Origin of the sequence: Streptomyces canus (assembly GCF_030816965.1) — a bacterium.
Taxonomy (GTDB): domain Bacteria; phylum Actinomycetota; class Actinomycetes; order Streptomycetales; family Streptomycetaceae; genus Streptomyces; species Streptomyces canus_E.
In genome coordinates this window covers 9,402,092-9,422,548 of record NZ_JAUSYQ010000002.1, presented here as the reverse complement: position 1 = coordinate 9,422,548, position 20,457 = coordinate 9,402,092, and the positions used below count along the sequence as shown (strand labels likewise).

Here is a 20,457-nt window from a genome sequence, read left to right as displayed (position 1 = left end):
GTCAGCTGGAGTCGCGGTGCACGACCGTGGCTCCCAGCACCGTGTGCGTCTCGGTCGCGGCGCCCGGTTCGCGCACCGCGCGGTCGACCAGTTCGGCGAGGTCGCGGCCGGACGGCAGCTCGAGATGGACCGTGCTCAGCCGGGGCCGCAGCAGCCGGCCGAGGAGCAGGTCGTCGGCGCCGATCACCGCGGTGTCCTCCGGGATGCGGATGCCCTCGTCCTGGAGGGCACGCATTAACAGCATCGCGTACTCGTCGTTGTACGCAAACACGGCGTCGAGGCCGAGGTCGCGCCAGCGGACGGCGAGCTTGGCCGCGGCCTGCTCCTCGTAGGCGAGGGGCAGCTCGGTCAGCGTGGCGTCGGTACCGTGCAGGGCCCTGCGCACACCTGCCAGCCGGGGCAGTGAGAAGGCCTCCAGACCGGCCTCCTCGGGCACCACCACGCCGATGCGGCGCCGGCCGCGGGCGTACAGGTGGGTGGCGGCGCTGTGGCCGACGCCCGCGTGGTCCATGAGCAGGGCGTGGGCCCCCTCGACCGCCTCGGGACCGAGGGTGACCACCACCCGGGCACCGGAGCGCCGGAGCAGGGCCACGCCCTGCGGGCCGAGTCCCGCGCCGGGCACCAGGACCGCGACCGGGCGCAGCTCGGCCCAGGCACGGGCGGCCTCGTCGCCCTGCAGGCCGACGCTGCCGTACTGCACGACGGTGTAGTCCAACCGGCCCAGGGCCCACTGGAGTTCACTGATGAACTGGCTGTAGAGCGGGCCGACCGGGATGGACGGGGCGGGCATCAGGACCATCCGGCTGTGGCCGGCGCGCAGGCTGCGGGCGGCCGCGTGCGGCACGTACCCGAGTTCCTTCGCGGCCTCGTGGACGCGGCGGCGCGTGGGCTCGCTGATCCGGACGGCGCTGGTGTTGTTGAGGACGTAGGAGACGGTCGCTCGTGAGACGCCGGCCAGGCGGGCCACATCGGCGCTCGTGGGAACCGAGCGCGTCGCCGGGGAAACGGGCGCGGGCGTTTTCGGTATCTGCACCATGACGGTCGTCATCTTTGCAGAAGCTGTGACGGTGTACCTGACCGGGGCGCGGCCCGACCTCACCGCGGCGGATCGGTGCAGGTGAGCCGGGCGACGAGGTCGTCCCAGCCCTTTCCCAGGCGCTCCAGTGGCATGCCGCGCCTCCGGGTGAGGTGATGGATGGTGGCGGGATCGAGGTAGCCCATCAGGGCCTGGGCGAGCACTTCGCAGTCCGCTTCCGGGCGTGCCTGGCGCAGCAGCAGGGTCACGTGGCTGTGGTGCACCTGGCGGGGCGCGGGGGTGAAGCGGCGCTCCGGGCTCGGCTCGGCGGCCAGCATCAGGTCCATCTGGTCGCCGGACCGGCGCAGGAGGGCGTGGCCGAACGCGCGCAGCCGGTCGACGGGCGGTGCGCCGGGCCCGAGCGGGGCGGGGCCGCTGAGGAAGGCCGCCTGGAAGTTGCGCTCGGAGTGGTCGAGCAGTGCCGTCAGCAGGCCGGTGCGGTCGCCGAACCGGCGGAAGACGGTGCCCTTGCCGACCGATGCGGCCGCGGCCACCGCCTCCATCGTGACTCCGGCCGCTCCGTGTTCCGCGACCAGGCGGGTGGCCGCCTCCAGGAGACGGGCCCGGTTGCGCGCGGCGTCGGCGCGCAGGCAGGACTCGTCGTCGCGGAGGCCGAGCTGGAGCAGCTCGGGTTCCCCACTGGGATCCGGGGGAGTCGGCAGCGGTGGCAGGGGCGGCAGGACGGCGGACATGAAATAAGCGTAAAGCAGCGGGAAGAAAACTGGACCAGGGTCCGGTTAAAGGAGTACAACTACTAAGCGGACCCCGGTCCGCATTATTACGGCAACGTTTCACCTCTCTTGGAGTTCGCATGTCTGTTCGCATTCTCGCGCTCGTCGGAAGCCTCCGCGCCGGTTCGCACAACCGTCAGCTCGCCGAGGCGGCCGTCAAGCACGCCCCCGAGGGCGCGGAGGTCGTGCTCTTCGAGGGCCTGGCCGACATCCCCTTCTACAACGAGGACATCGACGTGGAGGGCGCCGTCCCCGCGGCCGCCGCCAAGCTGCGTGAGGCCGCGCAGGCCTCCGACGCGTTCCTGTTGTTCTCCCCCGAGTACAACGGCACCATCCCGGCCGTGCTGAAGAACGCCATCGACTGGCTGTCGCGTCCCTTTGGCGCCGGCGCCTTCGGCGGCAAGCCGGTCGCCGTGGTCGGTACCGCGTACGGCCAGTTCGGCGGTGTGTGGGCGCACGACGAGACCCGCAAGTCCGTGGGTATCGCCGGCGGCAAGGTGCTCGAGGACGTCAAGCTGTCCATCCCGGGTTCGTTGGAGCGCTTCGCCGAGACGCACCCGGCCGACGACGCCGAGGTCGCCGCGCAGCTGGCCGAGATCGTCGCACAGCTGCACAGCAACGCGGGTGAGGTCGCCGCCGCCTGACCTGCGGCGCGAAACGGGGTCAGGGTCTTGTACCCCGGCCCCTTTTTCGTTTGTCTGCGGGTCTGTGGGGGCTGGTCGCGCCCACGCGGCGGAGCCGCATATCGACCCAGCCCCGCCTCACACCACTGCCGAGGGCGCCAGTTCCCGTAGAGCTCCCAGCGCCGCCGCGATCGCCGGGCGTTCGTGCGCTCCGCCGCGGGTGCAGGTGAGGAGCTTTCGATGGGGATTGCCTTCGCAGCGCACCCTTGCGATCGGCAGGTGGGGGGTCAGGTGGGCCAGGCGGGGGATCAGGGCGACGCCCAGGCCGTGGGCCACCAGGTGCGCCGTGACGTTCCAGTCCAGGGCGTGGTGGACCACGCTCGGGGTGAAGCCGGCCGCGCCGCAGGCCGAGAGCACGTGGGGGCGGCAGGGACTGTCGGGGACCGGGGCGATCCAGTCCTCGTGCGCCGCGTCCGCGAGGTCGGCGCGCTCGCGTCCGGCGAGGGGGTGGTCCGCGGGGACGACCAGGTCGAACGGATCGTCCAGCAAGGGCTGTTGGTGGTAGCGGACGTCACTCATGGGCGGGTTGTACGGGGTCGCCTCCACGACCGCCAGATCGATCTCGCCCTCGAAGAGCAGGTCGAAGCTCTCCGTCACGCCCAGCTCCTGGATGCCGACGGTCAGCCGGGGATGCCGCTCGCGCAGTCGGACCGCCATCGGGGCCAGCAGCACGGACACGGCCACCGGGAAACCGCTCACCCTGAGCGGTCCGGCGGGCTCGCTGTGGTCGGCGCGCAGATCGAGTTCGGCCTGGTCCCAGCGGGCCTGGATGGCGTCGGCGTGCGCGAGCAGGCTCTCGGCGGCGGGGGTGAGACGGATCCCGCGACCCTGAGGTTCGAGGAGGTCGACACCCAGGTCGCGGGCGAGCTGACGGATCTGCTGGGAGGCGGCTGACGGGGTGAAGTGCAGGGCGCGGGCGGCCGCGGTGACCGTGCCGTAGTGGGCGACCGCCCTCAGGACGTGGAGTCGGCGCAGGTCAATCATGAAGCCCACGCTTCAAGGTCGGATCCAGGAAGTCAACCTGGACGTGAACGAAGACTCCGCTGCACCCTGGGCTGTGTCGCGACGGCCGTCACAGCCACGAGGTACGAGGAGTCACCATGACCAGCACGATCCGCGCCGTCTGCCCGCACTGCGGCTGGCCGGACGGTGCCGAGCCCTTCCAGGTCGTGTCCCGGCACGGCACGGCGACGGGCGGGACGGTGTGGACCCGCTGCGCGTGCGGCTCGCTGCAGGTCCGCGTGACCGACGGCCGCGGGACGCGCGTCGTCTCCCGCAGCCGGCCCTCCGCCGCGCGGGCGGGTTAGGGCCGATCCGGTGTCGCGGGGTCCGGCGCACATCTGCACTGATCCGGCACCATTTCCTGAAGCCGGCCCGATCCGCCGGACAGGCCGCTAGTCCAGTTCCGCGAGCCGCTCCACGGCCGGTGCGACGAAGCGTTCGATCCACTCCGCGGGGGCGCCGATGCGCGGGGCGAGGATGACTGTGTCGATGCCGAGCTTGCCGTAGCCGGTGATGTCCCGGGTGAAGGCCTCCAGGTCGCCCTCGGTGGCCGGTTCGCCCGTGTAGGCGACGGTCTTGCGGATGTCGTCGTAGTCCCGCCCCTCGGTGTCGCAGTGGCCGCGCAGCACGTCGAGCTTGTGCGTGACCTCCTCCGGCGAGGTGGCGAAGAGGTTGCAGGCGTCGCCGTAGCGGGCGACCAGGCGCAGGGTCTTCTTCTCGCCGCCGCCGCCGATCATGATCTCCGGGTGCGGGCGGCTGACCGGGGCCGGTACGCACAGGGTCTCGGCGAGCCGGTAGTGGGTGCCTTCGAAGGCGCCGTTCGCCGCCGGGTCCCACATCCGCAGACAGATCCGCAGGGTCTCCTCCAGCCGTTCGAAGCGCTCCGCGAGGGGCGGGAACGGCACGCCGAGCCCTTCGTGCTCCCGGTCGTACCAGGCGGCTCCGATGCCCAGTGTGGCCCGGCCGCCGGAGAGCACGTCGAGCGTGGTCGCGATCTTGGCGAGCAGTCCGGGGTGGCGGTACGTCACTCCGGTCACGAGCGCGCCGAGCTGGACCGTCTCGGTGTGGGCCGCGAGGAAGCTCAGGGTCGTGTAGGCCTCCAGCATGGGGTCCTCGGCGCCGCCGTTGAACTCCATCTGGAAGTAGTGGTCCATCACCGACAGCCAGCTCACACCGGCCGCCTCCGCCGCGGCACCCGCAGCGGCGAGCTCGGCACCGAGAGCGGGTGCGCCCGCGGGGTGGTCGAACCGGTTGATGTGCACGCCCACGCGCATGTCCGTCTCCGTTCACAGGGCTTTCGCCGACGTCGACGACGCTAGAACCTGGAGCGCTCTCGAAGTCAAGGGGACGCCACCGGAACCAGGCGGCCACCGCGCCTCTCACGCCACCCGTTCCGCCTCCGTCTCCCCCTGCTTCTTCGCGGCCCGCAGGCTCGTCAGTGTGGTGATGGTCAGGACGAGGACGATGAAGCCGAGGGAGAAGGGGATGCTGATCTCGGGGACGTGGACGCCGGACTCGTGGAGGGCGTGCAGGACGAGTTTGACGCCGATGAAGCCGAGGATGATCGACAGGCCGTAGCTGAGGTGGACCAGCTTCTTCAGCAGGCCGCCGATGAGGAAGTACAGCTGGCGCAGGCCCATCAGGGCGAACGCGTTGGCGGTGAAGACGATGTACGGGTCCTGGGTGAGCCCGTAGATGGCGGGGATGGAGTCCAGGGCGAACAGCACGTCGGTGGAGCCGATGGCGAGCATCACGACCAGCATCGGGGTCATGACCCGCTTGCCGTTCTCCTCGATCCACAGCTTCGTGCCGTGGTAGCGGTCGGCCACGCCGAAACGCTTCTCCACCATCCTCAGCAGCTTGTTCTCCTCGTACTCCTCGTCGTGTCCGTCCTTGCGAGCGTCCTGGACGAGCTTCCAGGCGGTCCAGATCAGGAAGGCGCCGAAGAGGTAGAACACCCAGGAGAACGCGGAGATGATCGCCGCTCCGGCCGCGATGAACCCGGCGCGCAGCACGAGCGCCATCACGACGCCGACCATCAGCACCCGCTGCTGGTACTGCGAAGGCACCGCGAACTTCCCCATGATCAGAACGAACACGAAGAGGTTGTCGACGCTGAGCGACTTCTCGGTGATGTATCCGGCGAAGAACTCGCCCGTGGGCTTCCCACCGCCGAAGAGGAGCAGCCCGAGTCCGAAGAGACAGGCCAGCACGACCCAGACGACGGTCCAGATGCCGGCCTCCTTGACCGACACGTCATGGGGTTTGCGACCGATGAAGAAGTCGGCGCCGACCAGGACGCACAGGGCGACGACGGTCAGCAGCCAGACGGTGAAAGAGACGTGCACTGGTTCTCCTGATGCGTGGGGGCATCGACAGCGTTGCCACCACCGGGGATCACTTCCACCTACAAAAGGTGAACAACAGGTCACGCCATGGCAAGGAACCGCAGGTCGCACGGGAACATGGCGGAATCTCACCGCTCACCACCCGCCGTACGGCGGGCAGTTTCCGCCGTACGGCGGCGTCCCGGACGGACCTCGCTGCCCCGATCACGACGCCACGAGCCGCCGCGCCCCGCGTGGGCCGGCTGTCCCACGCGCAGCATCTGCTGGGCTGGCCCTTGCTCACACCTCAGGGCCGACTGCGGTTGCAACTGGCCCTGACGATGCGGCACTTGGCACGGTCGTAGCGGGAACGCAGAGGGTCAGCGGAACTCGTGCACGACCTCGATCACGCCGACGACGTGCGCGTTGAACTCGTCGAGCTCCTCGGCCGGGACCCACAGTTCGAGGATCGTGCGGCCACCCGCCTGCTGGACGGGATAGCGGCTCAGGAAGTCCGACTCGACCTCGAAGCGGGTCACGAACCCGGCGCCGTCGTGCTTGACGTTCCAGTCCCTGGCGATCCTGATCGCGTAGTCCTCGTTGAGGACCGGGTAGAAGATCGGCTGTTCGGGCAGCCTCGGCGGCCAGGCACGCCCGTCGAGTTCCCGGACCAGCTCCAGCTCCTTGGGGCCGGTCGGGCGCCAGAGGGTCGTGGTGGAGGGCCGGGTCGTCATCGGAGTCGCTCTCTGCGGGTGCGGGTCCTGATAGTTGCGCGCGCACTATAGAAGCAGACGCTGAAAGTTTCAGCGATGCAATATCCTGGGCTTGTCCGTATCGGGACGGAGGAAGCAGGCCCCATGACCGCCACAGACCCCGCGTTGACCGCCCTCGCCCAGGGCTGGTGCGCGCTCTCCCTGCTGCACGGACGGATCGAGGCCCACATCGAGCGCGCCCTGCAGGCCGGACACGACCTCAGTGTGCGCGAGTACTCCCTGCTCGACGTCCTGGGCCGCCAGCACGCCGGCGAGGGCGGGCATCTACAGATGAAGCAGGTCGCCGACGCCGTCGTCCTCAGCCAGAGCGCGACCACCCGCCTCGTCACCCGCCTCGAGGACCGCGGCCTGCTCTCCCGCTACCTCTGCCCCACCGACCGCCGTGGCATCTACACCGACGTCACCGAGGCCGGCCGCACCCTCCTCGAACAAGCCCGACCCACCAACGAGAAAGCCCTCCGCGAAGCCCTCGACCAGGCAGCCACGAACCCCGAACTCGTCCCCCTCGTACGAGCCCTCGAAGCCCACGGCGTGCCGGCCTGACGCGAACGCCGTTCATCAAGGTGACGGGCACGTCTGTCGGCAGGCGGACACCCTTGCGCGGCAACGCCCCTACGTGGGCGGCGAGGCGCAGTCCACCGCGGAAGTCGCTGAACGCGACCGACCGCTGCGAGACGCCGACGCGGTCGCCCACGGCCCCCTGCGCCTCACCTGCTGCCGGGCGGGCGAGGCATATCCGGGAGGAATTGCCGCTGACCGCCACGGGCAAGGTCTTGAGGGACCAGCGGTGAAGGAAAGCGCCGCGTTTCGCGCAGACGAACGGAGATCCAGCGTGACGACGAACCAGGCCACCGCCTCGGGCGAGGACATCTCACTCACTCGGCTGGAGCGTCTCGACGAGGAGATCATCGCGCTGCTCGCGCGCCGACGCGAGATGGCTCAGGAGCTCCCCGCCCCGGCCCGGGCCCGCGCCGTCGACCCCGGCTTCGTGGAGGCCGTGCGGGACATCACGGGCCGCTACCGACAGGAGCTCGGCGGGGCGGGTGAGCTCGTCGCCCGCGCGGTCATGGTCCTGTGCCATCCGGGCCGTCAGAGCTGAGCCGTGCTCGGCCGAAGGGCCGTACAAAGTGGCTGGGGTGATCTCACCGACAGTCCTGAGGTGGCGAAGAGCACAGGTCGTGGGGGTGCGGCGGCCGTTGACACCCTCTTTGATTTGGCCGTACAAAAGGCCCCATGAGCGTGCCGCAGCTTCCCCTGTCCGGGGTCACGGTGGTCAGCCTGGAGCAGGCCGTGGCCGCGCCCTACGCCACCCGGCAGCTCGCCGACCTCGGCGCCAGGGTGATCAAGGTGGAGCGGCCGGGCGAGGGTGACTTCGCCCGCCGCTACGACACGACCGTGCACGGCCACTCCAGCTACTTCGTGTGGCTCAACCGGTCCAAGGAGTCGCTCACGCTGGACCTCAAGGACCCGCGCGGCCTCAAGATCCTGCACCAACTCCTCGACAGCGCCGACGTGTTCGTACAGAACCTGGCTCCGGGCGCGGCCGACCGGCTGGGCCTGGGCGTGGACGTCCTCGCCGAGCGCTGGCCGCGGCTGATCCCGTGCACGATCTCCGGATACGGCACCGACGGGCCGTGGGCGGACCGCAAGTCGTACGACCTGCTCGTACAGTGCCAGACAGGCCTGGTGTCGCTGACCGGGACCGCCGAGGAGACCGCGCGGGTCGGGATCTCGGTCGCCGACATCGCGGCCGGGATGTACGCCTACAGCGGCGTCCTCACCGCCCTGTACACCCGGGCCACCACCAGCAGGGTCCACCCGGTGGAGGTGTCGCTGTTCGAGGCACTGGCCGAGTGGATGGGCCAGCCGGCCAATTACACGCGCTACGGCGGAAGCCAGCCGCCGCGTCTGGGCACCCAGCACGCCACCATCGCCCCGTACGGCGCCTTCACGGCCGCCGACGGCAAGGACGTGCTCTTCTCCATCCAGAACGAACGCGAGTGGCTCGCCCTCTGTGCGCATTTCCTACGACGGCCCGAGCTGGCCGAGGATCCGCGCTTCGCCACCGGCTCCGCCCGGGTCGCCCACCGCGAGGAACTCAACGCCGTGGTCGCCGAGCGGATCGCGTGCTCCGACGCCGCGGAGGTCCTGAAGGACCTGGAGGACATCGGCATCGCCTGCGCCGGGGTGAATGACGTCGCCGCGTTCCTCGACCACCCGGTCCTGGCCGCCCGCGGTCGCTGGCACGAGGTCGCCGTCCCCGGCGGGGCCACGGTGGAGGCGTTGCTGCCCCCGGCCGACCTCGCGGGACTGCCCGCCCGCATGGACCCGGTGCCGGCGGTGGGCGAGCACACCGAGGCGATCCTCAGGGAGCTCGGCCGTACCGGCGACGACATCGCGGCCCTGCGTGCCGACGCGGTCGTCTGAGGCCCTGGACCGGAGGAGACACGTGCGATGAGCGTCCTGGACATCCTCTCCGACGACGAGCGTCTCGTCGTACGGACCGTGCGCGAGTTCGTCGACAAGGACGTCCGGCCCGTCGTCCGGGAGCTGGAGCACAGCGACACCTACCCCGAGCACCTCATCGAGAGGATGAAGGAACTCGGCGTCTACGGCCTGGCGATCCCCGAGGAGTACGGCGGCACCCCGGTCTCCACGCCCTGCTTCGTCCTGGTCACCGAGGAGCTCGCGCGCGGCTGGATGAGCCTGGCGGGGGCGATGGGCGGACACACCGTCGTCGCCAGGCTGCTCCTCCACTTCGGCACCGAGGAGCAGAAGAACCGCTGTCTGCCGAGGATGGCCACCGGAGAGCTCCGCGCCACCATGGCGCTGACCGAGCCGGGCGGCGGCAGCGATCTCCAGTCGATCACCACCGTCGCCCGCCGCGAGGGCGACGAGTACGTCGTCGACGGGGCGAAGACCTGGATCACCAACTCCCGCCGCTCCGGGCGGATCGCCCTCCTCTGCAAGACGGACCCGACCGCCGAACCGCGCCACACGGGCATCTCCGTGCTGCTCGCCGAACACGGTCCCGGCCTTGTCGTCTCCCGTGACCTGCCCAAGCTCGGCTACAAGGGCGTGGAGAGCTGCGAGTTGAGCTTCGAGGGCTACCGGGTGCCCGTCGAAGCCCTGTTGGGCGAAACAGAGGGGCACGGTTTCGCCCAGATGATGAAGGGGCTGGAGACCGGACGGCTCCAAGTCGCCGCCCGTGCCCTGGGCGTGGGGCGGGCCGCGCTGGAGGACTCGCTGCGCTACGCCCAGGAGCGCGAGAGCTTCGGCAAGCCGATCTGGCGCCACCAGGCGATCGGCACCTACCTCGCCGACATGGCGACCAAGCTGACGGCCGCCCGCCAACTCGTGCTGTACGCGGCCCGGGAGGCCGACGCCGGACGCCGGATCGACATGGAGGCCGGCATGGCCAAGCTGTTCGCGTCCGAGACGGCCATGGAGCTCGCGCTCAACGCCGTCCGGATCCACGGCGGTTACGGATACTCCACCGAGTTCGACGTCGAACGGTACTTCCGGGACGCACCGCTGATGATCGTCGGCGAGGGCACCAACGAGATCCAACGCAACGTGATCGCGGCCCAGTTGCTGGCGCGGGGTGGTCTGGATGGCTGAGCAGACCCAGCGCGACAGCATCTACCTGCGGCTCGCACGGGAGTTGCGGACGGCGATCCTGCGGCACGACTACCCGGAGGGCGTACGACTGCCCACGGAGGCCGAGCTGGCCGACCGGTTCGGGATCAGCCGCCAGACCGTACGGCGGGCATTCCAGGACCTCGTCGCCGAAGGGCTGGTGCACCGGGTGCCGGGCCGGGGCACCTTCGCCACTCCCCGCGAGGAGCAGTACCTGCGTCAGTTCGGCTCGGTGGACGACCTGATGGGCCTGTCCATCGACACCCGCATGCAGGTCGTCACACCCCTGCACCGACGGGTGGACGTCGACGCGGCGGGACGGCTGGGCCTGCACAGCGACACGGTGCACAAGGTCGCCTTCCTACGGCTGCACGAGGACACCGCCTTCTGCCACACCTCCGTGTTCCTGCCGCCGGAGGTCGGCCGACTGCTGGAATCGGTTCGGGAACTGGCCGAGCCCGGCACCGCCGGAGCCACCACCGTCATCGGACTGCTCGACGAGCGGCTGCCCGAGCCGATCGCCGAGGCCGAGCAGAGCATCACGGTCGCGGCGGCCGACGCCCAGATCGCCGGACACCTCGGGTGCGAACCGGGCCGTGCGCTGCTGCGCATCGACCGGGTCTACCAGTCGGCGGCCGGACGGCTCGTGGAGCTGGCCGTCAGTCACTTCCTGCCCGAGCACTACTCGTATCGCGTACGGCTGCGGCGCAGCGGACGCTGATGCTTCCCCACCCGCAAGAACCAGGAGAAGACCTTGAGCTTGAGGATCGTTGTCACTGTGAAGTACGTGCCCGACGCCACCGGCGACCGGCACTTCGCCGATGACCTGACCGTCGACCGGGACGACGTGGACGGTCTGCTCTCCGAGCTCGATGAGTACGCGGTCGAGCAGGCGCTGCAGATCTCGGAGAACTCCGACGACGACGTCGAGGTCACGGTCCTGATCGTGGGCCCCGAGGACGCCAAGGACGCGCTGCGCAAGGCGCTGTCGATGGGTGCCGACAAGGCCGTCCACGTCGAGGACGACGACCTGCACGGCACCGACGCCCTGGGCACCTCGCTGGTGCTGGCCAAGGCGATCGAGAAGGCCGGCTACGACCTGGTGATCTCCGGTATGGCCTCCACCGACGGCACGATGGGCGTGGTCCCGGCGCTGCTGGCCGAACGCCTTGGTGTGCCGCAGGTGACCCTGCTGTCCGAGGTCTCGGTCGAGGACGGCACGGTCAGGGGCCGCCGCGACGGGGATGCCGCCTCGGAGCAGCTGGAGGCCTCGCTGCCGGCGGTGGTGTCGGTGACCGACCAGTCGGGCGAGGCGCGCTACCCCTCCTTCAAGGGCATCATGGCGGCCAAGAAGAAGCCGGTGCAGGCCTGGGACCTGTCCGACCTGGACCTGGAGGCCGGGCAGGTCGGCCTGGAGGGCGCCTACACGGTCGTCGACTCCGCGACCGAGCGCCCGGCCCGCACCGCGGGCACGATCGTCAAGGACGAGGGCGAGGGCGGCAAGCAGCTCGCCGAGTTCCTCGCGAGCCAGAAGTTCATCTAAGGGTCACTGGCCCGCTGAGGCTCAGCTCAACCCCGTACCGCCCCCTCAGACTTCGCAATCCGCAGGAGAGCATCCCCATGGCTGAAGTTCTCGTCTATGTCGACCACGTGGACGGTGCCGTCCGCAAGCCCACCCTCGAGCTGCTGACCCTGGCCCGCCGCATCGGTGAGCCGGTCGCCGTCGCGCTGGGTGCCGGTGGCGCCGACACCGCCGCCGTCCTGGGTGAGCACGGTGCCGTCAAGGTCCTGACCCACGACGCCTCCGAGTACGCCGACTACCTGGTCGTACCCAAGGTCGACGCGCTGCAGGCCGCGGTCGCCGAAGTGTCCCCGGCCGCCGTGCTGGTGCCGTCCTCCGCCGAGGGCAAGGAGATCGCCGCGCGTCTGGCGCTGCGCATCGGTTCCGGCATCATCACCGACGCCGTCGACCTGGAAGCCGGCGACGCCGGTCCGGTGGCCACCCAGTCGGTGTTCGCCGCTTCCTTCACCACCAAGTCCCGTATCTCCAAGGGCACCCCGGTCATCACCGTCAAGCCCAACTCCGCCGCCGTCGAGGCCGCCCCGGCCGCCGGCGCGGTCGAGGCCCTGTCCGTGACCTTCTCCGCGCAGGCCACCGGCACCAAGGTCACCGGCCGTACCCCGCGTGAGTCGACCGGGCGTCCGGAGCTGACCGAGGCCGCGATCGTGGTCTCCGGCGGCCGCGGCGTCAACGGCTCCGAGAACTTCGCCATCATCGAGGCCCTCGCCGACTCCCTCGGCGCGGCCGTCGGCGCCTCCCGCGCCGCGGTGGACGCGGGCTGGTACCCGCACACCAACCAGGTCGGCCAGACCGGCAAGAGCGTCTCGCCGCAGCTGTACATCGCCAACGGCATCTCCGGCGCGATCCAGCACCGCGCGGGCATGCAGACCTCCAAGACCATCGTGGCGGTCAACAAGGACGCCGAGGCCCCCATCTTCGACCTCGTCGACTACGGCGTCGTCGGCGACCTCTTCGACGTCGTCCCCGCCCTCACCGAGGAGATCAACACCCGCAAGGGCTGAGTCCGTTGAACGGCTGCCCGGGTCACCAGGGCAGCAGCCCCTTGGCGTCGAAGTAGCCGCCGGTCGGGCCGTCCGGGGCGACCTGTGCCATGCGGACGATGATCTCGGCGCCCTCGGCCACGGTCTGCGTGCCCGTGTTGCCGTTCAGGTCGGTCTTGGTGAATCCCGGCTCCACGGAGTTGATCCGCATGGCCGGGAACGCCTTCGCGAACTGCACGGTGAGCATGTTGACCGCGGTCTTGGACGTCGGGTAGGCGATGCCCGGGTAGAAGTGCGCGGGGTGGTCCGGGTCGGAGAGATGGGTCAGGGAGCCCAGGCCGCTGCTGACGTTGACCACGACGGGCGCGGCCGAGCGCTGGAGCAGCGGAAGGAAGGCGTGCAGGACGCGGACGACACCGAAGACGTTCGTCTCGAAGGTGGTGCGCATCTGGTCGGCGGTCACCGTCGCCGCGACCGGCACACTGTTGTCCTCGGTGCGGGTCTCGATACCGGCGTTGTTGATCAGGACGTCGAGGCCGCCCGCGGCCTCGACGGTCTTGGCCGCGGCCTCGACGGAGGCGTCGTCGGTGACGTCGAGCTGGACGAACCGCGCGCCGAGCTCGTCGGCGGCGCGGCGGCCGCGCTCGGCGTCACGGGCGCCGACGTAGACAGTGTGGCCTGCGGCGATGAGTTGGCGGGCGGTCTCGAAGCCGAGGCCCTTGTTCGCTCCGGTGATGAGTGTTGTCGTCATGCCGCCCAGCTTGCTGCGCCGAGGCCCGGTCAGCCAGAAGACCCTTCTTCCTGGGACTGGCGGTACCAGGCACATCCGCGGCCGACGGTGTTCACTGAGGAGCATGGCGGTGACAGAACTGGGACAGGCGCTGCGGCGCTGGCGCGACCGAGTGCCTCCGGACGCGGCCGGGCTGCCCTCCGGTGGTCATCGGCGGGCTGCCGGGCTGCGGCGCGAGGAGCTGGCTCTGCTGGCCGACATCTCGGTCGACTATGTGACGCGTCTCGAACAGGGCCGGGCGGTCAACCCGTCCGTGCAGGTCGTCGAGGCGTTGGCCCGGGCGCTGCGGCTCTCGGGGGACGAGCGGAGGTACCTCTTCGGCCTCGCGGAACTGGTGCCGCCGGGACCGGATGTCGTGCCCGGGTTCATCACGCCCAGCGTGCAGCGGCTGCTGGACCGGCTGGTCGACACCGCCGTCGCGGTCTCCGACGCGGCCATGACGCTGCTGTTGGCCAACCCGATGTACGCGGCTCTGATGGGCGATCCGTCGGTCCTGCGGGGCTTCGAACGCAACGGTGTGTGGCGCAACTTCACGGGCATGCCGAGCCGGGTGCGGCACACCCCGGAGGAACGGCGTGTCTTCGAGGCGGGCATGGTCGCCGAACTGCGCGCGACCGCCGCCCGCTATCCCGCCGACCGCCAACTCCAGGCCCTCGTGGCGGAGTTGCGTACGAGGAGCGAGCGGTTCGCCGAACTGTGGAACGCGGGTGTGGTGGGCCGTCTCGCCGGCTCGCGCAAGACGATCGAGCATCCACAGGCCGGGACGCTCACGCTCGACTGCGACCTGCTCCGGGTGGAGGAGAACGACCTGCACATCCTCGTGTACTCGGCCGAGCCGGGCACCGATGCCGCCGAGAAGCTGCGGCTGATCTCGGTGCTGGGCACGCAGAGCCTGGCCGAGAGAGGCTAGCGGAGCTACTTCTCCATCCCGTCCTCCGTGAGGATCTTCACGTCCCAGGGCCCCAGGGGCACGGACTCCGCGTACACCTCGTCCGTCAGAGCGTCCCTCAGGGACATCGGCACGGCGACCGACACCGCCTCCCACGACCAGTTGTGCAGGAAGCGGACCCGGCGGCCGTCGCGGGCGGTGGCCGAGGTCGCGGTGACGCTCGGGTGGGCCGGGCGCCAGGAGGCCGGGGCTGCCCACTCGAACACGGCCCGGGCGAAGGCGGGGTCCGGGACCGTACCCACGTAGGTGATGCGGCCCGCGCCATGGCGGTGTGTCGTGGCCGCCGGCCAGCGCCCGAAGTGGGGGTGGTCGTAGGTCGCCAACTCCTCGGCTCCCTGCGGCTGGAGACCGTCGGCCCAGTGCAGGGCGCACGCTTCGGGCGGCAGCGGGAGACTCTCCGTGCCGGTGACCGGCAACGGTGCGCCCAGGTTGCTGAACTCGTCGTACGTCACCCCGGCCGCCTCCGCCAGCTTTCCGGGCTGCGCCTCGGTGCGGGCCCTCGCCTCGGTGTCGCCGTACCCGGTGCGGGGACCCACGATCAGGTGCCCGCCCGCCTCGGCGTAGGCCTTGAGGCGCTCGAGGGCCTCGTCGTCGGCGGCGTAGAAGGCGGGGGCGACGAGGACCTCGGGCAGGGCGGCCGTCGAGATCTGCCCGGGGTGGAGGACGCGGGTCTGGAGTCCCGCGTCGAAGGCGCCCCGGTAGAAGGCGTCGAAGACCGTCTCGTACGACCGCCCGTTCGCACCCCCGTCCGCCAGGGCGAGTGGCGGCTGCGCCTGGAGCGCCCACTTGCTGGGGCCGTCGTACAGGAAGGCGACGTCGGCGTCCGGAGTGAGGGTCGCGGCGAGGTCACCCGCCTTCTCCAACTCCGCTCCCAGCGCGGCGAGTTCCCGGTAGACGCGGCCAGGGCGGCCGTTGTGCGGGAGGATGCCGCCCCAGTAGGTCTCGGTGCCGAAGTGCAGGGTGTGCCAGTGCCAGTACTCGATCATCGAGGCACCGCGGGAGATCAACGCCCAGGCGGCCTGGCGCCATTGGCCGTCATAGGCGGGGCGGTTGTTCCACGGGTAGCTGATGGCCTGGGCGTTGGTCTCCGTGACCAGGAACGGTTCCTGGCGGGAGGAGTACATGCGGTCGGCGCTGCGGTACAGCGCCCAGGTGCCGTTGGTCGTCCAGTCCTGTCCGTCGACTCCTCGGTCGGGCAGCTCGAGGGCGTCCTGCATCGTGTAGTACGGGTTGCCCGCGGTGACGTCGAGCCGTTCGGTGAGCTTGTCGTCCTCGACGCCGAGGCGGTCGTAGGAGATGCAGGTGGTGACGAACTGGCCGGGGCGGGCGTACTCGCGGACGATGTCCGCCTGCCAGGCGATGAACTCGGTGACGAGCCGGGCCTGGAAGCGCCGCCAGGCCAGGTCGTACTGGGGCTGGGCGTTGCCGTCGGGGGTCCACAGGTCGGCCCAGGTGGAGAGCCGGTGCGACCAGTAGACCAGGCCCCATTCCCGGTTGAGGGTCTCCACATCGCCGTACTGCGCGCGGAGTTCGTCGATGAAGCGCTGGAACACGCCGTGGTTGTGCAGGAGATGGGGGCCGGGTTCGTTGTCGACCTGGTAGCCGATCACGGCGGGGTGGTCGGCGTACCGGGCGACGATCTTCCGGACGATCCGTTCGGCGTGGAAGCGGAACGCCGGGTGGGTGAAGTCGACCTCCTGCCGGGCACCCCAGCCGATGCGCTCGCCCGTGTGTGACTCCCCCGCGATCTCCGGGTACTGGCGGGCCAGCCAGGGCGGTGCGGCGTAGGTCGGTGTCCCGAGGATCACCGAGATGCCCCGCTCGTGGGCGCCGTCCAGGACGGGCTGGAGCCAGTCGAGGTCGAAGCGGCCGTTCTCCGGTTCCCAGGTGGACCACACGGACTCGCCGGCCCGGATCACCGTGAAGCGTGCCTCGGCCATCAGATCGAGGTCGTCCTTCAACCGCTCGTACGGCTGGTACTCGTGGTAGTAGGCGGCGCCGAACAGAACGCGGGGCGGAAGCTCGAACATCCTTCTCCCATACGGTTGTTGATGGGTCAGCCTTTGACGGCACCCGTGGACAGGCCTTCGAGGAGCTGCTTGCGCAGCGGATGCGTCCGGCGCCGTCCAGAGCGGCCGCCTCCTCGGCCTCCGGGGAGTCCGAGTCGAGGGCGTAGAGCCTGCCGTCCTTGCTGTAGGGGGCGAGGCGGGCGGGGAGCAGGTCGTCCTTGAGGCCGGGGACGGCGGCGATGTCGGGGCTCAGGTCGTGCAGCAGCCGCGGGGCGATGTCACCACGCAGCATGCGCGGGAAGCTGCCGATCTCGAAGCCGATCGCGTCGGGGGTGCCGCGGCCTGCGACGGCCTGGGCGAGCAGCTTGGTGACCAGGTCGCCGGGTCCGGCGCGGGTGACGTCGAGGCGGTAGCGGAAGTCGGTGAGCCGGTCGGCCTCCGGTATGCCCTTGCGGAAGAAGTCCTCGTATCCGGGGTCGTGGGTCCACAGGGAGAGGGTCACGTCTCCGGAGGTGCGGGCGGTGGTGCTGCCGCCTCCGCAGGCGGTGAGGGCGGTGGCGGCGCCGAGGCCGAGGGCGCCACGCAGCAGGGTACGGCGGGTCGGGGATGCTGGGAACACACGTGACTCCTCACGTGGTGCGGCTACGGGGGGCGCGGGTGCGGCCGTCCCGGGCGGCACTCGCGGGCAGGGCGGAGCGGGCCTGCGGCGGGGTGTGCCGCGGGCCGTCGCGCCGACGGTTCAGCGCAGGGGTGATGCGCGTTCGCGTACCGGGCCGCTGGAGGCCCGTACGGTCAACTCGACGGGGATGTCGGTGCGTTCGGCGGGTGCCGGGTCGCCTTCGATCATGCGGATGAGCACGTCGACGGCCCGGTCGGCGACCGCGGTGAAGTCCTGGCGGATGGTGGTCAGGGGCGGGGCGAGATAGGCGGCCGCGGGGATGTCGTCGAAGCCGACGACGCTGACGTCGCCGGGGACGGACAGACCCGCCTCGGCGAACGCCCGTAGCGCCCCGATCGCCATGTCGTCGTTGGCGGCGAACACGGCGGTGACGTCGGAGAGCTCCGCCAGTCGGCGTCCCGCCGCGTACCCGGAGGCCGGGCTCCAGTCGCCCTCGACCGGCAGCGGGGGCTCGGGGGCACCGGCGGCGGCGAGGGCCTCCCGCCAGCCGCGCACGCGGTCACGCGCGGCCCACCAGTCGTGCGGTCCCGGGATGTGCCAGACCGTACGGTGGCCCAGGGACAGCAGGTGCTCGGTGGCGGTCCGGGCGGCCACGAGGCCGTCGGCGCCGACGACGGCACTTTTGCCCTGGCCGACCTCGACGCCTTCGCCGAGGCTGACCACCGGCACGTCCGCGCTGAGCCGGAGCGGGGCGCCGTCGTCGATCGGCTCGGACAGGACGATCCCGTCCACCCCCTGTTCCAGCAGCGCCTCCACGGCGACCTGGACCGGCTGTCCCTCCAGGGTTCCGGCCAGGGCGAAGGAGTAGCCCGCCCGGTGCATGGCTCGTTCCAGGGCGAGGAGCAGGGTGGCGGGGCCGTAGAGCGCGCTGCCGAGCGAGACGACGCCGATCCGCCGGTAGCGGCCGAGCAGCAGGGCGCGCGCCGCGTTGTTCGGGCGGTACCCCAGCTCCTGTACGGCCCGGAGCACGCGGTCGCGTACCTCCGGGCTGACGTGCGGTTCGCCGTTGACGACCCGCGACACGGTCTTCTGCGAGACACCGGCGGCTCGTGCGACCTCGGTCATGCCGGGGCCCCGCCGCGGGCGTCCGGGTCCGGTGGCCGCCATGTGCGCGCTCCTCGCCGTCGTGCCGTCGAGCCTTTGACTACGTAGTCATCGTGTCGGCGCAAGGCGCTCGAAGATCGATGACTACGTAGTCAAAACTGTGACAGCCCCACCGGGCCGCGTCAATCCCTCCGCTCAGTAGCCGTACCGGCTCTTCAGGTGGCGCCAGAAGTCACGCAGCATCCACTTGTCGAAGTCGGTGATCTGGGTCGCGCTGCCCGCCTTCATCAGGAAGCAGCACTGACCGGTCGGGGTCCAGTCGTAGAAGTCGTCGAGACCGAAGGTGTGGCCGACTTCGTGGAGATAGATGTGGATGTTCTCCTGGGCGAGGGCGCCGGTGAAGTACTCCTGTCCGACGCGCTGACCCCAGTCCCCGCCGGCGCCGCCCTGGAAACCCTTGGTGAGCCAGAGCGACTGGTCATAGTGGCGGGCCACACCGCCGGGGCACTTCGAGTAGTTGCCGTCCTGATGGAAGAAGCGGCCGCAGTCGGGAGCGCACTGCGGGGCGCCGCCGGAGTCCAGGTTTCCGGCGTAGATGTCGACCGAGTTGTCCGTCCACTGGAGGGTGGAGCGGTTCTTCACCGCCCAGCCGACGATGTTGACGGGCACGGTGGTGTACGGCCAGGCGTTGGTGCCGGTGCCGTTGTCGAGCATGGCCGCCGTCCACTTGCCGAACTGCTTCTTCAGCGCGGCGTGGACCTGGCCCCGCAGGGCGGCGCTGACGGGGGCGTCGGACTCCCAGCGGACGCAGTAGTTGACGCTTCCCTTGTTGGCGACGACCTGGTCCCAGCCGTAGTTGCGGAAGCCGTAGAGGTCGGGGTAGGTCGACTCGACGTGATTCCACACCTCGCCCAGCGGTTGCACGAGGCCTGCGGGCGGGTTCCAGGTGTCCGCCGCCTGTGCCGGGGTCGCCGTGACGGCGGGGGCGGCGAGTACCGCGAGCAGCGCGGCGAGGACGGTGACGAGACGCGCGATGCGGGTGCGCATGAAGTGAACTCCCTTCGTGGGGGCCGGGATTCACTGTTGGGTCGCCGCCGGTCCGGCCCGGGTTGCCCCCCAAGACACACATGCGGATCGGGGCCTCTATCGCCTGACGGAGAGTGCCGGCTGGCCCCGTTCGCCTCGGCACCCGAGACGGCCGGGCCGACACTGCGACCCGCGCGCGTTACGCGCTCCCGCCTCCTCACCGAGCGGTGGGACCCGGCTGCCGGAGACCACTTCACCCCCGGCGGTCGCGGGCACCTCCTGGCCCCCGCCCTCACCATCGACGACGGCTCCCTGAGGGCCCAAACGCAACCGGGATGTGACCCACCCCACAACCGATACGCACCCGTTTCGATAACTCTGGAGCTACTCTGAACTCGCGAGAACGAAACCGTTTCGTTCAGCAGGTAGTCCGCTGGACGAGGATGGAGCACGCACCCCATGACCAGCGTCCTCATCGCCACCGGCCAGTCACTTCAGCGTGTCGGCCTTCGAATGCTCCTCGAGTCCCAGCCCGACCTGAGCGTGGTCGGCGAGGCGGCGCACGGGCCGGAGGCGGTCCGGCTGAGCGCCCTCCTCCGGCCGGACGTCGTCCTGCTGGAGGGCCGTGCCACCGACACGGACACCGCCGAGACCGTCCGCCGTATCGCCCACGCTCCGGACGGGCACGCCCCGCACGTCCTGCTCCTCACCACGGCCGACGACACCTACCCCTACGGCGCCCTGCGCGCAGGAGCCGCCGGACACCTCCCCGAGGACGCCACCGCCGACGAACTGGTGGCAGCCGTGCGGGTCGTGGCGGCCGGTGACGTGGTCGTCTCCCCCGGACTGACCCGTGCGCTCATCGATGCCGTCCGCGACCGGCGCGCCGTCGAGACCAACGCACCGGGCAACCGATTGGGCACCCTCACCGGACGTGAGCGGGACGTCCTCACCGCCGTCGCCTCCGGCGACTCCAACGCCGAGATCGCCGACCGGCTCTCCATCGCCCCCACCACCGTGAAGTCCCACGTCAGCAACATCCTCACCAAGATCGGTGCTCGCGGCCGGGTCCAGGCGGTGGTCTTCGCCTACGAGTCGGGACTGGTCCGGCCCACCCAGCACGTCCTGCACGCGTGAGAAGGGCGACGGCGACTCCAGCCGGACCCGG

The 20,457-nt window shown here is 70.6% G+C and carries 22 protein-coding genes; 12 read left to right on the top strand and 10 right to left on the bottom strand.

Annotated elements, in window-relative coordinates; translation table 11 throughout:
• Position 1 precedes the first annotated feature (1 nt).
• Together QF027_RS43990 and QF027_RS43985 are read right to left on the bottom strand one after the other, a co-directional pair.
• A complete protein-coding gene (locus QF027_RS43990; RefSeq protein WP_306973267.1) occupies positions 2–1,048 on the bottom strand; it encodes a LacI family DNA-binding transcriptional regulator in 1,047 nt (348 codons plus the stop codon).
• Positions 1,049–1,095: 47 nt separating this feature from the next.
• The gene (locus QF027_RS43985) at positions 1,096–1,785 is read right to left on the bottom strand and encodes a TetR/AcrR family transcriptional regulator (RefSeq protein WP_307082707.1); all 690 of its coding nucleotides are present in this window, start codon (positions 1,783–1,785) and stop codon (positions 1,096–1,098) included.
• 101 nt (positions 1,786–1,886) lie between these two features.
• Here QF027_RS43985 and QF027_RS43980 point away from each other — a divergent pair, with 101 nt between their 5' ends.
• Positions 1,887–2,450, top strand: a complete 564-nt coding sequence (locus QF027_RS43980; protein ID WP_306973268.1) for an NADPH-dependent FMN reductase — start codon at positions 1,887–1,889, stop codon at positions 2,448–2,450.
• A gap of 117 nt (positions 2,451–2,567) precedes the next feature.
• Here QF027_RS43980 and QF027_RS43975 read toward each other — a convergent pair whose 3' ends face one another.
• Positions 2,568–3,473, bottom strand: a complete 906-nt coding sequence (locus QF027_RS43975) for a LysR family transcriptional regulator (protein ID WP_307081062.1) — start codon at positions 3,471–3,473, stop codon at positions 2,568–2,570.
• Positions 3,474–3,589: 116 nt separating this feature from the next.
• Here QF027_RS43975 and QF027_RS43970 point away from each other — a divergent pair, with 116 nt between their 5' ends.
• Positions 3,590–3,796 (top strand): hypothetical protein, encoded by a 207-nt coding sequence (locus QF027_RS43970; RefSeq protein ID WP_306973269.1) that lies wholly within the window; start codon positions 3,590–3,592, stop codon positions 3,794–3,796.
• An 87-nt stretch (positions 3,797–3,883) separates the two neighbouring features.
• Here the strand turns inward: QF027_RS43970 and QF027_RS43965 are convergent, their stop codons facing one another.
• Both QF027_RS43965 and QF027_RS43960 read right to left on the bottom strand, forming a co-directional pair.
• On the bottom strand, positions 3,884–4,765 hold the full coding sequence (locus QF027_RS43965) for an LLM class F420-dependent oxidoreductase (protein ID WP_306973270.1): 882 nt from the start codon (positions 4,763–4,765) through the stop codon (positions 3,884–3,886).
• A 105-nt stretch (positions 4,766–4,870) separates the two neighbouring features.
• Positions 4,871–5,839 carry a TerC family protein gene (locus tag QF027_RS43960; RefSeq protein ID WP_307081060.1) on the bottom strand — a complete coding sequence of 323 codons (969 nt, stop codon included), beginning with the start codon at positions 5,837–5,839 and terminating at the stop codon, positions 4,871–4,873.
• A gap of 68 nt (positions 5,840–5,907) precedes the next feature.
• Between QF027_RS43960 and QF027_RS49850 the strand changes: the two genes are divergently transcribed.
• Positions 5,908–6,183 (top strand): hypothetical protein, encoded by a 276-nt coding sequence (locus QF027_RS49850; RefSeq protein ID WP_373432007.1) that lies wholly within the window; start codon positions 5,908–5,910, stop codon positions 6,181–6,183.
• A 15-nt stretch (positions 6,184–6,198) separates the two neighbouring features.
• Here the strand turns inward: QF027_RS49850 and QF027_RS43950 are convergent, their stop codons facing one another.
• Entirely contained in the window at positions 6,199–6,552 is a 354-nt protein-coding gene (locus tag QF027_RS43950) for a hypothetical protein (RefSeq protein WP_307081058.1), read from the bottom strand.
• 123 nt (positions 6,553–6,675) lie between these two features.
• On the opposite strand from QF027_RS43950, the gene QF027_RS43945 reads away from it, so the two are divergent.
• The 7 genes from QF027_RS43945 (at position 6,676) to QF027_RS43915 (ending at position 12,813) form a co-directional block, all read left to right on the top strand.
• On the top strand, positions 6,676–7,134 hold the full coding sequence (locus QF027_RS43945) for a MarR family winged helix-turn-helix transcriptional regulator (protein ID WP_306973273.1): 459 nt from the start codon (positions 6,676–6,678) through the stop codon (positions 7,132–7,134).
• A 289-nt stretch (positions 7,135–7,423) separates the two neighbouring features.
• On the top strand, positions 7,424–7,690 hold the full coding sequence (locus tag QF027_RS43940) for a hypothetical protein (RefSeq protein ID WP_306973274.1): 267 nt from the start codon (positions 7,424–7,426) through the stop codon (positions 7,688–7,690).
• Between the two features lie 134 nt (positions 7,691–7,824).
• Complete coding sequence (locus QF027_RS43935; RefSeq protein WP_306973275.1) at positions 7,825–9,018, top strand: CaiB/BaiF CoA transferase family protein; 1,194 nt, start codon at positions 7,825–7,827, stop codon at positions 9,016–9,018.
• 27 nt (positions 9,019–9,045) lie between these two features.
• Positions 9,046–10,212 (top strand): acyl-CoA dehydrogenase family protein, encoded by a 1,167-nt coding sequence (locus QF027_RS43930; RefSeq protein ID WP_307081056.1) that lies wholly within the window; start codon positions 9,046–9,048, stop codon positions 10,210–10,212.
• The gene (locus QF027_RS43925; RefSeq protein WP_306973277.1) at positions 10,205–10,951 is read left to right on the top strand and encodes a GntR family transcriptional regulator; all 747 of its coding nucleotides are present in this window, start codon (positions 10,205–10,207) and stop codon (positions 10,949–10,951) included. The genes QF027_RS43930 and QF027_RS43925 overlap by 8 nt, the downstream gene beginning before the upstream one ends.
• A gap of 33 nt (positions 10,952–10,984) precedes the next feature.
• Positions 10,985–11,773 carry an electron transfer flavoprotein subunit beta/FixA family protein gene (locus tag QF027_RS43920; protein WP_307081054.1) on the top strand — a complete coding sequence of 263 codons (789 nt, stop codon included), beginning with the start codon at positions 10,985–10,987 and terminating at the stop codon, positions 11,771–11,773.
• 77 nt (positions 11,774–11,850) lie between these two features.
• Positions 11,851–12,813, top strand: coding sequence for an electron transfer flavoprotein subunit alpha/FixB family protein (locus tag QF027_RS43915; RefSeq protein WP_307081053.1), 963 nt, complete (start codon positions 11,851–11,853; stop codon positions 12,811–12,813).
• 22 nt (positions 12,814–12,835) lie between these two features.
• Here QF027_RS43915 and QF027_RS43910 read toward each other — a convergent pair whose 3' ends face one another.
• On the bottom strand, positions 12,836–13,543 hold the full coding sequence (locus tag QF027_RS43910; RefSeq protein WP_306973280.1) for an SDR family oxidoreductase: 708 nt from the start codon (positions 13,541–13,543) through the stop codon (positions 12,836–12,838).
• A gap of 103 nt (positions 13,544–13,646) precedes the next feature.
• On the opposite strand from QF027_RS43910, the gene QF027_RS43905 reads away from it, so the two are divergent.
• Positions 13,647–14,492, top strand: a complete 846-nt coding sequence (locus tag QF027_RS43905; RefSeq protein ID WP_307081051.1) for a helix-turn-helix transcriptional regulator — start codon at positions 13,647–13,649, stop codon at positions 14,490–14,492.
• 5 nt (positions 14,493–14,497) lie between these two features.
• Here QF027_RS43905 and QF027_RS43900 read toward each other — a convergent pair whose 3' ends face one another.
• The 3 genes from QF027_RS43900 to QF027_RS43890 all read right to left on the bottom strand — a co-directional run bounded on the left by QF027_RS43900 (position 14,498) and on the right by QF027_RS43890 (position 19,310).
• Positions 14,498–16,561, bottom strand: coding sequence for a beta-galactosidase (locus QF027_RS43900; RefSeq protein WP_307081050.1), 2,064 nt, complete (start codon positions 16,559–16,561; stop codon positions 14,498–14,500).
• A 718-nt stretch (positions 16,562–17,279) separates the two neighbouring features.
• Positions 17,280–18,326, bottom strand: a complete 1,047-nt coding sequence (locus tag QF027_RS43895) for a LacI family DNA-binding transcriptional regulator (RefSeq protein WP_307081048.1) — start codon at positions 18,324–18,326, stop codon at positions 17,280–17,282.
• A 132-nt stretch (positions 18,327–18,458) separates the two neighbouring features.
• On the bottom strand, positions 18,459–19,310 hold the full coding sequence (locus QF027_RS43890) for a hypothetical protein (protein WP_307081046.1): 852 nt from the start codon (positions 19,308–19,310) through the stop codon (positions 18,459–18,461).
• Positions 19,311–19,748: 438 nt separating this feature from the next.
• On the opposite strand from QF027_RS43890, the gene QF027_RS43885 reads away from it, so the two are divergent.
• Positions 19,749–20,426 (top strand): LuxR C-terminal-related transcriptional regulator, encoded by a 678-nt coding sequence (locus QF027_RS43885; protein ID WP_307081044.1) that lies wholly within the window; start codon positions 19,749–19,751, stop codon positions 20,424–20,426.
• Positions 20,427–20,457 lie beyond the last annotated feature (31 nt).

Excerpts from the sequence above, each read along its gene's own strand:
- QF027_RS43990 (WP_306973267.1), bottom strand. The coding sequence starts at position 1,048 with ATGACGACCGTCATGGTGCAGATACCGAAAACGCCCGCGCCCGTTTCC.
- QF027_RS43980 (WP_306973268.1), top strand. The coding sequence starts at position 1,887 with ATGTCTGTTCGCATTCTCGCGCTCGTCGGAAGCCTCCGCGCCGGTTCG.
- QF027_RS43975 (WP_307081062.1), bottom strand. The coding sequence starts at position 3,473 with ATGATTGACCTGCGCCGACTCCACGTCCTGAGGGCGGTCGCCCACTAC.
- QF027_RS43970 (WP_306973269.1), top strand. The coding sequence starts at position 3,590 with ATGACCAGCACGATCCGCGCCGTCTGCCCGCACTGCGGCTGGCCGGAC.
- QF027_RS43965 (WP_306973270.1), bottom strand. The coding sequence starts at position 4,765 with ATGCGCGTGGGCGTGCACATCAACCGGTTCGACCACCCCGCGGGCGCA.
- QF027_RS43950 (WP_307081058.1), bottom strand. The coding sequence starts at position 6,552 with ATGACGACCCGGCCCTCCACCACGACCCTCTGGCGCCCGACCGGCCCC.
- QF027_RS43945 (WP_306973273.1), top strand. The coding sequence starts at position 6,676 with ATGACCGCCACAGACCCCGCGTTGACCGCCCTCGCCCAGGGCTGGTGC.
- QF027_RS43935 (WP_306973275.1), top strand. The coding sequence starts at position 7,825 with ATGAGCGTGCCGCAGCTTCCCCTGTCCGGGGTCACGGTGGTCAGCCTG.
- QF027_RS43930 (WP_307081056.1), top strand. The coding sequence starts at position 9,046 with ATGAGCGTCCTGGACATCCTCTCCGACGACGAGCGTCTCGTCGTACGG.
- QF027_RS43925 (WP_306973277.1), top strand. The coding sequence starts at position 10,205 with ATGGCTGAGCAGACCCAGCGCGACAGCATCTACCTGCGGCTCGCACGG.
- QF027_RS43915 (WP_307081053.1), top strand. The coding sequence starts at position 11,851 with ATGGCTGAAGTTCTCGTCTATGTCGACCACGTGGACGGTGCCGTCCGC.
- QF027_RS43910 (WP_306973280.1), bottom strand. The coding sequence starts at position 13,543 with ATGACGACAACACTCATCACCGGAGCGAACAAGGGCCTCGGCTTCGAG.
- QF027_RS43905 (WP_307081051.1), top strand. The coding sequence starts at position 13,647 with ATGGCGGTGACAGAACTGGGACAGGCGCTGCGGCGCTGGCGCGACCGA.
- QF027_RS43900 (WP_307081050.1), bottom strand. The coding sequence starts at position 16,561 with ATGTTCGAGCTTCCGCCCCGCGTTCTGTTCGGCGCCGCCTACTACCAC.
- QF027_RS43895 (WP_307081048.1), bottom strand. The coding sequence starts at position 18,326 with ATGGCGGCCACCGGACCCGGACGCCCGCGGCGGGGCCCCGGCATGACC.
- QF027_RS43890 (WP_307081046.1), bottom strand. The coding sequence starts at position 19,310 with ATGCGCACCCGCATCGCGCGTCTCGTCACCGTCCTCGCCGCGCTGCTC.
- QF027_RS43885 (WP_307081044.1), top strand. The coding sequence starts at position 19,749 with ATGACCAGCGTCCTCATCGCCACCGGCCAGTCACTTCAGCGTGTCGGC.